Below are 15,723 nucleotides of genomic sequence, written 5' to 3'. Positions count from 1 at the left end.
TTTTAAATGAAAACAAGAATATTAGGAACAAATGGACTTGAGGTTTCCGAATTAGGTTTGGGTTGTATGGGATTAAGTTTTGGTTTAGGTCCGTCCACTGAAAAAAAAGAAGCAATAAAAGTAATACAAACTGCTTACGATTCCGGAATAACTTTTTTTGATACAGCTGAAGTGTATGGCCCCTTTACGAATGAAGAACTGTTAGGAGAAGCGGTAAAAGAATTTAGAAATAAAATAAAAATAGCCTCCAAATTTGGATTTAAAGATGGAAATTCTGCCAATCCTCCCGACAGTAGACCCGAAAGTATCAGAAAAGCTCTGGAAGGCTCACTTAAAAGATTAAAAACCGATTATATTGATTTGTACTATCAACACCGAGTTGATAAAAATGTACCGATTGAAGAGGTGGCAGGAACAATCAAAGATTTAATGAAAGAAGGCAAAATTAAATATTGGGGATTATCGGAAGCAGGTCCTCAAACGATTAGAAAAGCCCATGCCGTTCAACCGGTTACTGCTCTTCAAAGTGAATATTCCTTATTTTATAGAGATCCTGAAAAAGAGATTATTCCTACACTGGAAGAATTAGGAATAGGATTTGTTACATTTAGTCCACTTGGTAAAGGTTTCTTAACCGGAACCATTAATGAAAATACCCGGTTTGACAAAAATGATTTTAGGAATATAGTTCCTCGTTTATCGGCTGAAAACAGGAAAAAAAACTTTGTATTAATTGATTTTATAAAATCTATCGGTATAGAACTCAATGCAACACCTGCCCAAGTTGCTATCGCTTGGTTATTAGCTCAAAAGCCGTGGATTGTTCCCATACCGGGTACTACTAAATTAAATCGTTTGCAAGAAAACATAGAAGCTACTTCTCTAAAATTAAGTCCTGAAGTTTTAAATCGAATCAATGAAGGATTGTCTAAAATTAATATTGTTGGAGATCGATATCCGGAAAATCTTAATAAAATGATTGATAAGAATTAAAAGAATTATAGTTGGATAGGGTTTGTAATGAGTTAAGATTGCTAAGCAATTTTATATGAGTTAATAAACGCCGAAAAATCAATCAATTATATTATTTTTTTTTTGCTTATTTGTGACAAACGTTGATTGTCATATAATTTAAGTAAATGTAACTTTATATAATGGACTGATATAAATTATATATCAGTCCCATTTTTATATTGTTTACCAATATGTAGAAGCAAATGCGTAAATAAGAATTTTTTTAATCAAATGAATCGATGATAAAAACTATTATTGATAGCCGGCAAAATTTTAAATAAATAGGATTATTAAACTAATTCGCCATAAAGGTCAAAATCTTCTGCACGATTAATTTTAACAGATACAAAACTTCCTACGGATAAATATACATCATGGGCTGAAATTAAAACTTCATTGTCCACATCCGGTGAATCATATTCAGTACGGGCAATATAATATTCTCCTTCTTTTCTATCTATAATACACTTATAGGTTTTACCGATCTTTTCTTGATTTAATTCCCACGAAATTTGAGATTGAATTTCCATGATTTCGTTTACTCGATTCATTTTTTCTTTTTCAGAAAGAGAATCTTCTAATGAATAAGCGGACGTGTTTTCCTCATGGGAATAAGAGAAACAACCTAAACGATCAAATCGTTGTTCTATAATCCAATTTTTTAATTCTTCAAAATGTTCTTGAGTTTCTCCCGGATAACCTACAATTAAGGTTGTCCTAATTGCCATGTCAGGAACTTTGGAACGGAAATCAGTCAACAATCGGTTGGTTTTTTCTTTGGTAGTTCCTCTTTTCATGGATTTTAATATATCGCTTGAAATATGTTGGAGAGGAATATCAATATAATTGCAAATTTTAGATTCATTTTTCATAAGTTCCAGAACGTCCATAGGAAATCCTGTAGGGAAAGCATAATGCAGACGAATCCACTCAATACCTTCCACTTTAATAAGCTCTTTTAATAAATCTGCGAGAGCTCTTTTTTTGTATAAGTCTAAACCGTAATAAGTTAAATCTTGAGCAATTAAAATTAATTCTTTGGTTCCACCTCGAGCCAACGATTGAGCTTCTTTTACCAATTCTTCAATGGGAGTTGAAATATGCTTTCCACGGATTAAAGGAATTGCACAAAAACTACACGGTCGATCGCAACCTTCCGAAATTTTTAAATAGGCATAATGTCTAGGAGTGGTAATTAATTTTTCTCCTACCAATTCATGTTTATAATCAGCACCTAAAGCTTTTAGTAATAAGGGCAATTCACGAATACCGAAATATTGGTCTACATTAGGAATTTCTTTTTCTAAATCGGGTTTATATCTTTCCGAAAGGCATCCGGTAACAAATATTTTTTCAATAGTTCCTTCTTCTTTTTGTTTGACACATTCTAAGATTGTATTAATACTTTCTTCTTTGGCATTATCTATAAATCCGCATGTATTAATTACTACAATGTCTCCATTTTGTTCATGAACAACCTCTTTGTTATTGGCTTTTAATTGATTGATGAGAACTTCAGAATCGTAAATGTTTTTAGAACAGCCTAAAGTTATAACGTTAATTTTTTTTTTCCCAACAGATTTTGTTCGCATTCGCTGTTATTTTAATAAGGCAAATTTATTTATATTTTTATGAAATGTATAGGATAGATTACAATCAAATAGTATTTTGATCAATTTAATTCTAAAATTTGTTTAACCCATGTTTTAACATGGTATTTATTAAGTATATGATCCGGAACTTTCTCATATTTTGAATATAAAAATTCATCCGGAATTTCAATATTTTCAGGGTCTATAATCAAAATGTTTGCAGGATTATAAAAATCGTAATTGATAATGTCTTTATTAGTAGTTATCAATTTTTTATGATGTCCTAAAGCTTCAAATACACGAAATGTCAAGCCTATCTGTTCAGGCCTTTGTATGTCAACCATGAGATTAGATCTTTTAATTTTTTCAAGAACTTCATCTCTGGAAACCATTTTATTTAAATATTTAATCTTGGTTTTGAATTTTTGAGTGTAAAAATTAAAATGGTTACGATTTACAACCAGAAATTCATAGGGATAATTTTTATTTTCTAAAATTTTTGCAATTTTTTCTAATATGGGAGTTCTATTATCTAATGATGAAATATTGAAAGCTATTTTTTGCTCATGAAGATTTATATCTTCCATTTGCTCATAAATATAATTGGGTATAAATTTTAAATTATATTTTTTAACATCATTTCTATCATAACTGTAAATTTTATCAAAATATTTAAAAGTATCTGTAATAGAAGGCATACGCTGAATACCATCGTAATGGTAAGCAATCATTTCATTACTTTTATGTATACAAAATTTTAAAGTTTCAGGAGATAACCATTCTGCATGAATAATAACGATCTTATCAAATTTATCGTTTTTAGATAAGGAATTTTTAATTAATTTTTCCAGGTGGGTTCTTTTGATGTTAGTATTAAAAAATGATTTAGTAATTAAATTTTTTAATCGAACCCATAGATTGGGATACCTATATCTGTTTGCATAAATATCAATATGAATAGCTTCTATATCTAATTCTTTCATTGCATAAATAATATATTTATCATATCTATAATAATCTAAAGATATTAAAGCGATTTTCATAATTTACTATTATTATATAACCATTGATAGTTATTAAAATATTGCAAATTTAACTGTATAAACTAAATTATTATATTATAATCAACAATTTTTACAAATTTTAACTAATTATCTTATCTTTTTACTTCCTTCATAAATATCGTATTGAAAAAAACGACATTCCAATTTCCCGTTATAAATTTTAATTTTTCTTGAGGGACGTAAGCCGATTTTTTTATAGGCTTCCAAATCTGAAGTAATGAACCAAGCTAAAGTGTTTTTATAATTATTTTTTAAAGTATCACCGATATTTTTATAAAAATGATCTGTAGTAATGGATAGTCTTTCATCGTAAGGAGGATTAAAAACAACTAATAAGGGAAATAGTTCTTTTTGTGAAGTAAAAAAATCCTGATTTTTTAATTCTATAAATTCTGACAAATCTGCTGCCTCAATATTATTTTTTGCTGAAACTAAAGCTTTATCAGAAATATCATATCCGATTATTTTACCTGAAAAATCCTTAATCCTGTTAATTCGAGTATCTTTTATTTTGTTAAACAACTCCAAATCAAAATTTTTCCAATTCATAAATCCAAATTGTTTCCGATATAATTGTGGAGGCATATTTAAAGCGATCATGGCGGCTTCTACTAACAAAGTGCCCGAACCGCACATTGGGTCAAGAAAATTTCCTTTCCCGTCCCATCCTGCTGAATTCAATAATCCGGCAGCTAATACTTCATTTATGGGAGCTTCAAAATGAGATTTTCTGTAACCTCTTTTAAAGAGTGGATCTCCACTGCTGTCTAAAGATATAGTTACATCTTGGTTACTGATATGTAGATGAAATTTTATATCCGGATTGTATCTTTCAATGTCGGGTCTTTTGCCAAATTTTTTTCTGAAACGATCAACAATTCCATCTTTCATTTTTAACATAATGTATTGGGAATGTTTAAAATAATCGGAATATACCGTTGCATCAATTGCAAAAGATTGCGAATTGAAAAAATAATTTTCCCATGGAATTTTATTTATTTCCTTTTCAAAAATAGTTTCATTTTTAGCTTTAAAATGGTGTATGGGCACCAAAATTTTCAGGGCTGTTCTTAACGAATAATTCGCTTTGTATAAAAATCCTAAATCTCCAAGGAATTCAACCGCTCTGTTTTTTTTAACAATTTGAGAAGCACCTAATTGTTTTAGTTCTTGTACAAGCGCATCTTCTAAGCCATAAAAAGTTTTGGCTTGCATCGTAAAGGAATCGTTATTAGCAAACATTATAATATTTCAATTAAAATGAAGTTAAATGTGTTAATAGGAATATATTAAATTTTATTTAAATATTTTTTTAAGATTTTATAGATTCTTAAAATATTTTTCAAATATAGGATTACTTTTTCTAGAAATAGATAATTGAGTGCTATTATTCGTTGAACCGAAATAATTTTTAATCAATAGTTTTTTATTACAGCTAAATTATAAAAAACATTCGCATATACTAATTAAGTAACAATTGAAAATCAATTGAAAAAAAGTAAAGCCCTGTAATACAGGGCTTTTTAACTAATAGTTTACTAATTATCTATTTTTATTTTGTAACCAATCGATTGAAAAGTTACATTTTTTATATTCATCTTGAACTGTTATAAAGGTTGAAGGAATTTGCGCTTCTACCCATTTTTCAATTACTTCATTTTCTTTAGTTTTCTGAGCAAAGCCTTTGATTCTGTTATAGTCAATTTCTAAATTCATTTTGTGAGCCGGAATAACATCGGTTATTTTCAATAGTTTCACTACCGTTCGGTTATTTTCTTTATCTTCAAAAACTTCGGATAAATCTCCTTTTCCAAGTCCTGAAAGATTATACAGTACTTTAGTAGGTAGTTTTATTTTTTCAAATCTGTTATCACCGGTTTGAGAATTTGATAATAAACCGCCATTGTATTTAGTATATTTATCGTCAGAATATTTTAAAGCAGCTTGATTGAATGTTATTTTTTCTGATTTAATATCTTCTCTAATATCTTCCAGTTTTTTTATAGCTGTTTTAATTTCTTCTTGATTAGGAACAGACATTAATAGTATATGTCTTAAATCTATCACTTGACCTTTCTTTTTTTCAAGATAAACAATATGGAATCCATATTCAGTTTCAAATGGTTCGGATATTTGGCCTTCTTCTAGTCCAAAAGCAACGGCATCGAACTCTTTTACCATTTGTTCTCTTCTAACATTTAAAATTTGTCCACCATTAGCAGCTGAACCCGGATCTTGTGAATATTTTTTAGCCATGTCAGCAAAACTGGCTCCTTCTTCAATTTGTTTTTTTATAAATTTTAATTGATTTATCAATTCTTGTTTATGACTTTCTGTTAATTTAGGATACATATAGATTTGCCCATATTCGATTTCTTCATTTAAAGTTGGAAATTCCGTTTCATGAGCTTTATAAAAATCTTTTAAATATTCTGGAGAAACGTCTACATTTTTGGTTATGTCAGCCATTTTCCTTTGGGTATACATTTGATTTTTAATCATTGTTTCGAGTAAACTTCTTAGCTCACCCATAGTTTTAAATTTGAAATTGGTTAGAATATTAGCATCTGAACCAAAATAATTTCTATATCCTTCAATTCGTGATTCAGCCTCTCTTGCTACTTCATCTTTATTAACAGTTATTAGAGTATCTTGTTTTGCTTTATATAAAATAATTTTTTCTTTCATCATATTTTCTATAAAGCTGCATCTATCAGTTACGGTTTGTCCTTCAGATCGAGCGTAATTTTCACCTTCTTTAACATCAGTTTCTGTAATAATTTCATTTCCCACGACAGCTACAATTCCATCAATTTTTGTTTCTTGGGCAAAAATGAAGGTAGCCATAAAAAAGGTTACAACTATAAATAATCTATTCATTTTAATTTATATATTCTGCAAATTTAAAATTCTTTTATGAGTAATTAGTGTTTATATTAGTTTTTAATGTTATCAATTATAAATCTCTTTTAATCTTTTTACTTGATTTGAATCTATTGTGACAACAGCTTTCTCTTTCATTAATTTAATTGTTTGTGACGTTTTATAATCAATATATTCATTTAAATAATATTTTTGAAGATCATCTAAACTCATTTTATCATTTTTAATGATTTTTTTAATATTAATTATCAATCTTCTATTTTTACTATCAACGACATATAATCCTTTGTTTAATTTTATATTTGCAGGCAAATTAAGAAATTCTCGAGTCTTTTTACCTTCTTCAATTATTAATTCTTCACGATTATCTTCAAATTGATTTTTTATAAAGTTTACTGACTTTTTATTTTTTAACCAGTTAAGGACTTTAGTTTCTATATCTGAATTGAGACAATAATAAAAAGTACCTTCAATTCTTTCCTTCCAGGTCAATCGAGCAGCTTCATCATGTAAAAATTTTTTTTGACCGATTTTATCATTTTGAGCTTCGTAAGCAATTAAATTAAGCGCATATTTAATAAGAAGTTGATTTTTTAAATTTTCATAATCCTCTTTAGTTGTGTTCAATTCGAAAAAGTGTGCCGTATAAAACTCTAAAATATACTCTTTTTCCCATTTATTTAAATAATCATATATCAAATGATTTCTTTCAGAATAATTTTCAGAATTTAAATATTTTTTAAGGTATACCAGTATATCATTGAAGGTAAGTGTATAGGAATCACCAATAGTAATAATTGTCTCATTATTTGGAATAGTAAAATCATTAAATTGATTGTAAGATTGAGGTAAAGAAGAAATAAAATTACTTAGGTGGATAAAATTTTCTTTATAGTAAGATTGGTTTTTTAATCTTAAAACTAATAAATCGTTTAATCGGTTGATTTCTTCAGATTTTTTTAATCGGTTATATATTTTTTTTCTAGCAATCGAATACGAATCATAATTATCATTAAAAAAATATTCACAAATAACATAACCACCTTCTAAATTAATGGGGTGAGAATAATCGGGGATATTATTAGGTTCGGATTTAATTTGATTAACCACATATGTGTATACTTCTTCATTCGAAAGGATATTATTTTTATTTAAAACATTATAATTTTTAAAAACTTTATCTTTAATTTTAGAAAAGCTTTCACCTTGTTTAAGTTCTTTATAAACTTTATCGATCTTAATTTTACCTAATCGAGAAGTATCCGGAATATATATTTGACCTAAAGATACTTCACCTAAGTATTTTCTTTCATTGGAAACCAAAATAAGATATATATTATCATTTTCATCTACATACGTAGTTAACTGATTTAGCGGTGCATTATATATTGCATCCACTACATTTTTATTTAATGCGAATATATTTAAATAAGAAGGTTTTTTAAAATCCGTAAGTATAGAATACTTTGATATGGCTTTTTCAAAGCGTAAGGGATCGTTATCGATACTATCAATAATTGCCTTTAAAAATTTGTTTTTATAGGTTTCGTTTTTATTGATTAAATATTCATTTTTAAAAACTAACAATTGAAATTTTTTTTCAACAACGATTTTTTTATAATAATCTTGCAGTATCGGTTCGAGTAAATCAGAAGGATAGAATAAGCTGTCTTTTAATTGGTTTGCTCCTTTTGCTAATTCTGTCTTAAAACCTATCGAATTTTCTAAATTTTTTGCAAGTGCATATTGTTTAAGAAGATTAAAGTCTATATAATTATCTATAGTCTTATCCGTTCCCAGTAGTTCTAAACTTTTTCGGTAATTATTTTCAAAATTATCGGTATCAATTATTTCATTATTTATGGTCATTAAAACCGATTGAGAAAATACAATACAGGTAAAAAAATATAAACAAACACTTATGGATTTTTTCACTTTTACTTATTTTATATGACACAAAAATATATAAAGAATTAGGACTCTGAAAATATTTTTAAGTATTTAGACAATGAAATAATTTGATTATAATTATTTTAGTATTTTATACTAACAAAGGTATAAGTTAAAAGATAAGATTTTCAAGATATTCATATACAATATGTGTTGGTAATCCCATAATAGTAAAAAATGAACCTTTTATTTTATCGATTTTAGCCAATCCAATCCAGTCTTGAATTCCATAAGAACCCGATTTATCAAAGGGTTTGAAATGGGATAGGTAAAATTCAATTTCTTTTTCATTCATGGGTAAAAAATGAACTTCTGTACAATCCGTAAAAACCTTAAAATCATTTTTGGTTGAAAATCCAACAGAAGTATACACTTTATGTGAATTTCCTGATAATTCAAACAACATTTTTTTTGCTTGTTCGAAATTTTCAGGTTTTTCCAATGCATGATCTTTCATCCAAACAATGGTATCCGCTGTGATCACAACCGTGTGATCATCTACTTCTCCATAATGTTTCGATTTCTGCTCTGCTAAATATTCGGTAATTTGATTTTCTTTTAATAAGGGAGAGTAACTTTCATCAATATTTAAATGTAGGGTCTCGAATTTGTAATTTAAACTTTTTAAAAATTCTTGTCTTCGTGGAGATTGAGAAGCTAAAATAATTTTAAATGTATTCATATAGTTGTAATTCGATAATCAATAAGTTAAAAAATAAAAGACTATCTATTAGTAAGATAGTCTTTTATTTTAAAATTATATTTTGCATCAATTATATATTTATTTAAATAGAATAAGAATTCACACTATTTAAACAGAACTATATAACTTAAAAACAATATTATAAATCGATTGCTTCTCCATATGCCGCCTCTGTTGCACCTTTAAATGCTTCTGAAATAGTCGGATGTGGATGCACAGTAGTTAAAATTTCATGTGAAGTAGCTTCTAATCTTCTCACAGCTACAGCTTCTGCAATCATATCAGTAACTCCGTTACCAACCATATGACAACCTAATAACTCACCGTATTTAGCATCATAAATAACTTTTATAAAACCATCAGTATCACCGTTAGCAGTTGCTTTACCAGATGCTACAAAAGGAAATTTACCCACTTTAATATCATAACCTGCTTCTTTGGCTTTTTTCTCTGTCATTCCCACAGAAGCGATTTCAGGAGAACAATAAGTACATCCCGGAATATTTCCATAATCAATAGGTTCAACATTCATACCTTTAATTTTTTCAACACAAAGAATTCCTTCTGCTGAAGCTACATGGGCTAAAGCAGGGCCGGGAATAACATCACCAATGGCATAATAGCCTGGAATGTTAGTATTATAAAAACTGTCAACAAGGATTCTTCCTTTATCAGTAGATATTCCTACCTCTTCTAATCCTATATTTTCAATATTTGCAGTAATACCCACTGCAGATAAAATAATATCAGCTTCTAAAGTTATTTCCCCGTTCGCTGTTTTAACAAAAGCTTTAACTCCGTCTCCCTGAGTTTCAACTCTTTCAACTGAAGAATTAACCATAACTTCTATACCATGTTTTTTAATAGATTTTTCAACATGTTTGGAAACTTCTTCATCTTCAACAGGGACAATATTAGGTAAAAATTCAACTACGGTTACTTTAGCTCCCATGGATGCATAAAAATATGCAAATTCAATACCTATAGCTCCCGAACCAACTACAATCATAGATTTAGGCATAGTTGGAAGAGTAAGGGCTTCTCTATAACCGATTATTTTTTTACCATCTTGAGGTAAATTAGGTAATACTCTTGATCTTGCACCGGTAGCAATAATAATGTGAGATGCTGAATATTCTGTTACTTTACCCTCTTTATCAGTAACCTCTATTTTTTTTCCGGGCTTAACTTTGGCATTTCCGTTAATTACATCAATTTTATTTTTTTTCATAAGGAAGCCAACCCCTTTATTCATTTTATCGGCTACCCCCCTACTGCGTTTAATAACATTAGAAAAATCAAAAGATGATTCGGTTTTATTCAATCCAAATTCTTCAGCATGATTTATTTCTTCATATACGTGAGCACTTTTAATAAGAGCTTTAGTTGGTATACATCCCCAGTTTAAACAAATTCCTCCTAGATTTTCTCGCTCTACTACAGCTGTTTTAAAACCTAATTGAGCGGCTCTAATAGCAGCAACATATCCACCGGGCCCGCTACCTATAACTATAATATCATAATTCATGGTACAGATTATTTTGTTGACAAAAATACTATTTTTTTTCTAAAAAGAAGATTTATATATATAAACCAAAAAAATGCATAATATTTGTTTATATATTAAAAATTATTTATAAGTTTACAGTTTTATAATTTTTTAATATAAAATTTAAATAAATAAATATGCAAGAAATGAATCAAACTAATGGTAATTCATCAGAAATTTCGATGGATCAACTAAAAGAAGCTAATAGTAAAAAATTAGTAGCCGGAATTTGTGGCATCCTATTGGGTGGCCTAGGTATTCATAAGTTTTATTTAGGATACACAAAACAAGGCTTAATTACTTTAGCTATTTCATTAGTCACTTGTGGTGCGGGAGCAATGATTATGGGTACTATAGGTATTATTGAAGGAATTACTTATCTGACTAAATCGGATGAAGACTTCTATAATACTTATATATTAAATAGTAAAGGATGGTTTTAATAAGATAAATTAAAACTAAAAATTGCTATGATTATTGTTGGAAACCATTAGTAATTCTACTAATGGAATCCTTTTTATCCTTTATAATTTCTTTTTTCTTTCTCTTTTTACAAAACAAATCACTGAATTTATTAAAAGATTTTTTGTAAACAATCCCCCCGCCATATGATTGATTATTTGCCCCTGTAGTGGATAATACCGATGTTTCCAGTCCAAAAGTGGAAGGTTTTGAAAAACCATTGATAATTAGCGATTTATCATTGTTTTTAGATATGTCATAATTAATTTTTGCACCATAGGTCCACACGTCGGCAGCACTTTTTTGTTCCAGTGGCATATTAACTGATCCTACTATGGATAACCTTTGATTCACTTTAAATGTAGGGTCTAAAGAGATCCGATCACTTGTATCATCAACTCTTGAACCGGCATTAAAATTAGCATCCAGAGAAAATACACCACTTATATTGTTTATTGCTGAAGTTAATTGTTTCAATACTACATCATAAGCAGAAGAAGCATAACTGCTACCTCCCATCTTATCGGATAAAAAGCTTCCAAAAACAACAATTCCTGCTACTTGATTGTATTTTTCCCCTTCATTATTATTTAGTTTAGTATTGAGTTGATCACGAACCGAAGAAGAAGCATCTGCTTGTATATCAAAAGTTAAACTTGGTTTAGATAAATATCCGGTTAATAATGCCGAAACTGTTACATTAGAAGCGGGTACTGTAGATATACCCAAATAATCGCCAATATTACTTACTAATCTGGTATAGGAAGCGCGAATATTTAAATCGGCTTCGGTAGGACCACGATTTTCCCATCGGATAGTACTTCCGGGAATAATAGTAAAATCTTTATTAACAAACATATTATAATAATATTTACTATCACCGGTTATTGTGTAAGTACCGTCCATAGAAATCACTCCTGCTTTTGACATGTCAAATTTTAGATGTTTTGCATCTCCCCGAACCACTATTTTATCTCCGGTTTCTTGACTGATAATTAGATTAACTACAGATTTATTGTCTGCTGTAACATCTGCACGAATGGATAATCCCATAGGTGGTTTAGTTTCTTTTTCATCTCCTTCTTTATGTTGTTCAGGAATGAATTTGATATATTGAATGTCGGTAGCATTAGTTGTACTACTGCTGTTTATTGTGAGACTACTTCCCTCAAGAGCCATGGCAGTTGCTGAAATATCAATACCTTTATCCGTAGTTCCTGTTATGGAAAAATTACCTGAAGCATAAATAGTTCCATAAAAAAGATCATTTTCTTTCATGGTAGTATTCAACACTAAAAGTTTATCCGAGGTAAAGTCTAAGTTCATTCCCCATTCAGAAAAATTTTTAGTCATTAAAGGTCCAAAAACTACTCCCTTAGTTTTTCTTTGAGTATCCATCAACTCAATATTATCAAATAAAAATATACCGTCAGATATTTGTAAATCTTGATCTTTAGTAAGTTGATAATCAACCCCTAAAAAGTTAACTTTAAATCCAACTTTAGACATTGTAAGGGATCCTTGATATTTAGGAGAAGTTATATCTCCTGAAATTTGAACATTTCCGGTGGCAATTCCTCTGAAATTTGAGAAGATACTTTGTAAAAAAGTCCCTATAGGAGCAATGTTCATTTGATTGGCTTGTAAATCTATATTCAACTGAGAAGGCTTACCATTTTGATTGGCTATATATCCGTCAGCTAAAAAACGATCTTGTCCGGAATCTTCTAATTTACTTTGTAGTAAATATCGGTTGGTTTTAGCATCGTAGATAGCTCTCATGGCCAAATTCCCTAAATTTTGACCATTGAATTTCAATTGATCGATATAAAGATCCACAAGCGGTTTTAGTTCACTTGAATTTTTAAGTACTTTGGCAGATCCATTGGCAACACCCTCAAAAGACATATCTTTAAGTAAACTATGAGGTAATATTTTTTCTAATTTAACATCTTTTAAATTCAGATCAAAAGTATATTCATTTTTGGTGGTATATTCTCCGGACAATAAAATTTCAGAATTTTCAGATGTTAATTCAATTTTTTGTAAAACTAATTTGTTAGTTAATAAATTATATTTCGCAATGGCTTCATCCGATTTAAAATTAGGATTCAGTTTCCATTTTGCTTGTGCCAAATTAATATTAGAAGGTTTAAATCCAATAATAATATCATTATTTTTTTGAGTTTGATATAAATTTAAATCAAAATTAGTTTGTTTTTCTTTATATTTTCCATGATAAAAATTCGTGGAAACAAAAAGGGAATCATTTTTATTATATCCGGAAAAATTGATTTTTTCAATATTCGTATTGTCTATATTTAAAGAAGATAAAGATCCCATAAATTGTCGTAAGGTATCTTCTGTATTTAAAAATATGTTCGGATTGGTTAGTTTGATATTTTTATAATATATATATTCTGAAATCATTTGTGCTTGTAACTTATTTCCATTGCCAACATACCTTCCTGTTATGGTCGTTCCCGGGGATAAGTTAACATCCATCATTAATAAATCAAATAAATCCTTTTGTATATCCAAAATAAATGAAAATTCTTGATTGTCAAATCGTTTATTAGTTTTAAAATTAGTTACCAGGTTCCCAATTCCTTTCTGTAACATATCAGGAATATCTTCTAATTTGTATTTACCATAAATATTGGCAGTAATCATGTTCGGAGAAAAAATATCTAAATTTCGATTTCCTTCCTCAAAACTTGTTTTTATTTGAATATCATTATAATTGGTAGTATTACCATTATCTTCAAGAGAAATTGAATTTATGTTGATTTGTCCAATTAAATCATCAATGGAGCTGAATTCAATATCTGCTTTGACTATTCCTTTAAATGATTTATTTTTATCGGCTTGAGAAATAAAATAGCCTAAATTTAATGATTGGATATCTGCATCAAAGTTGGTTTTAATATATTTTTGAGCAAAATTTATTGTACCATTAAAGTCAAAATTAGCGTATTTGTCATCGGAAATAATTTTACCTTCAAAAATTTTATCTCTTAAATTACCCACAGCTGAAATATCATTAATCGCTTTACCATTAATAACTAAGCTATTCAGTTTTGCATCAAATTTAGTATCCATATGGTCCAGATTAAATCCGCTGCCGTCAAATTGAATTTTAGCGGATATGGGACCTAGTGTTGTTGTTTTAATAAAAGAAGCTAAATTTAATTGGTATGTTTCTAATTTTCCTTTATATCTAGGTTTTTGGGAAGCGTAATCTTTTAATTGAGCATCCGCTTTTAATGTACCTAAAGAGCTAATCATTTTACCATTTATACTAAGGTCTTTTTTATCAATTAAAAATGAACCCATATAATTCATAGTTCCAAATTCTGAAACTATTTTGGGTATTTCCTTAGAAATAAATTTCGGTAACCATGAATTAAGAGAGGCATATGAAGATTGAAGATGCGTTTCTTTGGTTTCTATATTAAAAGATTGGGAAGGATCAGTAGTAACTAAATTTTTCAACACTAATCTAGGGGAAGAATAAAAAGTACCGTTAACCGATAAGATTGGATTAGTTAATGTTAAATTATTAAGTGTACCATTAACTTTCGAAGAAATGTTAAGTATAGAACTAGTATCCCAGTTTTTTACAAAATATCGTATGTCTTTACCTGATACTTTACTTCCTTTGGTAACATCCATATTCCAAGCTACCTTATCCGAAAAGTTGCTCCATCCATTTTCTTTGGTATGATTAAAAAATAAAGAACCTAATAACAATGAGGTATCTGATTCAAAAAGAAGGTCTTTGAAAGAAAGTTCTGTTTCTGAATAGTGAATATCGGATGAAAATTGGTAAACCGTATAATTTTCCTTATGTCTTTTAGCTTTGAAATTAAATTGCTCAACTAAAACCCTTACATCCGAATTGAAAACATCAACGCTGGAAGCTTTTAAATTTAATTCAGAAGTATCTAACCAGACTTGATCTTCTAATGGTAAATTTTGATTTACAATTGAAAATCGACCATTGATTATATCTACCCTACCATTTAATTTAAAATCTTTTTTTTGAGAAGGTTTATCTGAGTTAAAATTATCTATAAAAATAGAAAAATTATCATGATTTTCATTTTTATAAGTAATTACTTTAATGACAGGATCTTGTAAGCGCAATTGATCAATTTTGATATCATCAACATGCTTAATTACCAAATTTTCAATTAGAGATATGGTATTTAAATATCCTTTTAATTCTTTTACGGTTAGTAAATTATTCTGATGATGATCTTTAATAACTACATCATGTAAAGTAAGATTTCCAAAATAATCAACTTCAATTCTTTGAGCAGAAATGGAAGTTTTAAATTCTTTGTTTAAATAGGAAAGTGCCTCTTTTGCTATTTTATCTTTAACAGAAGGTAAATTTATAACAATAATTAAAGATAGAAGTAATAAAAATAAAATGCAAAATGCATAGAGAATTGCCTTGGATGACTTAAAAAATATTTTTTTAATTAGTAACTTTGTCAT

10 protein-coding genes are annotated in these 15,723 nt (G+C 28.6%); 2 read left to right on the top strand and 8 right to left on the bottom strand.

Annotation, left to right across the window (positions count from 1 at the left end; genetic code table 11):
- Positions 1-6: 6 nt before the first annotated feature.
- On the top strand, positions 7-993 hold the full coding sequence (locus tag GYM72_RS04690) for an aldo/keto reductase (protein ID WP_220264893.1): 987 nt from the start codon (positions 7-9) through the stop codon (positions 991-993).
- A 311-nt stretch (positions 994-1,304) separates the two neighbouring features.
- On the opposite strand, the gene rimO is transcribed toward GYM72_RS04690, so the two are convergent.
- The 7 genes from rimO to lpdA all read right to left on the bottom strand — a co-directional run bounded on the left by rimO (position 1,305) and on the right by lpdA (position 10,734).
- Positions 1,305-2,606 carry a 30S ribosomal protein S12 methylthiotransferase RimO gene (gene rimO, locus GYM72_RS04685; RefSeq protein ID WP_220264892.1) on the bottom strand — a complete coding sequence of 434 codons (1,302 nt, stop codon included), beginning with the start codon at positions 2,604-2,606 and terminating at the stop codon, positions 1,305-1,307.
- A gap of 80 nt (positions 2,607-2,686) precedes the next feature.
- Positions 2,687-3,649 carry a hypothetical protein gene (locus GYM72_RS04680; protein ID WP_220264891.1) on the bottom strand — a complete coding sequence of 321 codons (963 nt, stop codon included), beginning with the start codon at positions 3,647-3,649 and terminating at the stop codon, positions 2,687-2,689.
- Between the two features lie 108 nt (positions 3,650-3,757).
- A complete protein-coding gene (locus tag GYM72_RS04675; RefSeq protein WP_220264890.1) occupies positions 3,758-4,912 on the bottom strand; it encodes a class I SAM-dependent RNA methyltransferase in 1,155 nt (384 codons plus the stop codon).
- A gap of 300 nt (positions 4,913-5,212) precedes the next feature.
- Positions 5,213-6,550, bottom strand: a complete 1,338-nt coding sequence (locus tag GYM72_RS04670; protein ID WP_220264888.1) for a peptidylprolyl isomerase — start codon at positions 6,548-6,550, stop codon at positions 5,213-5,215.
- A gap of 72 nt (positions 6,551-6,622) precedes the next feature.
- Positions 6,623-8,488 carry a hypothetical protein gene (locus GYM72_RS04665; RefSeq protein WP_220264887.1) on the bottom strand — a complete coding sequence of 622 codons (1,866 nt, stop codon included), beginning with the start codon at positions 8,486-8,488 and terminating at the stop codon, positions 6,623-6,625.
- Positions 8,489-8,615: 127 nt separating this feature from the next.
- Entirely contained in the window at positions 8,616-9,185 is a 570-nt protein-coding gene (locus GYM72_RS04660) for a Maf family nucleotide pyrophosphatase (RefSeq protein WP_220264886.1), read from the bottom strand.
- A gap of 160 nt (positions 9,186-9,345) precedes the next feature.
- Positions 9,346-10,734 (bottom strand): dihydrolipoyl dehydrogenase, encoded by a 1,389-nt coding sequence (gene lpdA, locus GYM72_RS04655; protein WP_220264885.1) that lies wholly within the window; start codon positions 10,732-10,734, stop codon positions 9,346-9,348.
- 167 nt (positions 10,735-10,901) lie between these two features.
- Between lpdA and GYM72_RS04650 the strand changes: the two genes are divergently transcribed.
- Entirely contained in the window at positions 10,902-11,198 is a 297-nt protein-coding gene (locus GYM72_RS04650) for a TM2 domain-containing protein (protein WP_255571589.1), read from the top strand.
- Between the two features lie 31 nt (positions 11,199-11,229).
- On the opposite strand, the gene GYM72_RS04645 is transcribed toward GYM72_RS04650, so the two are convergent.
- A complete protein-coding gene (locus GYM72_RS04645; protein WP_220264884.1) occupies positions 11,230-15,723 on the bottom strand; it encodes a translocation/assembly module TamB in 4,494 nt (1,497 codons plus the stop codon).

The organism is Apibacter sp. ESL0404 (genome assembly GCF_019469245.1).
GTDB lineage: Bacteria > Bacteroidota > Bacteroidia > Flavobacteriales > Weeksellaceae > Apibacter.
This window is presented reverse-complemented; position numbering and strand designations above follow the sequence as displayed.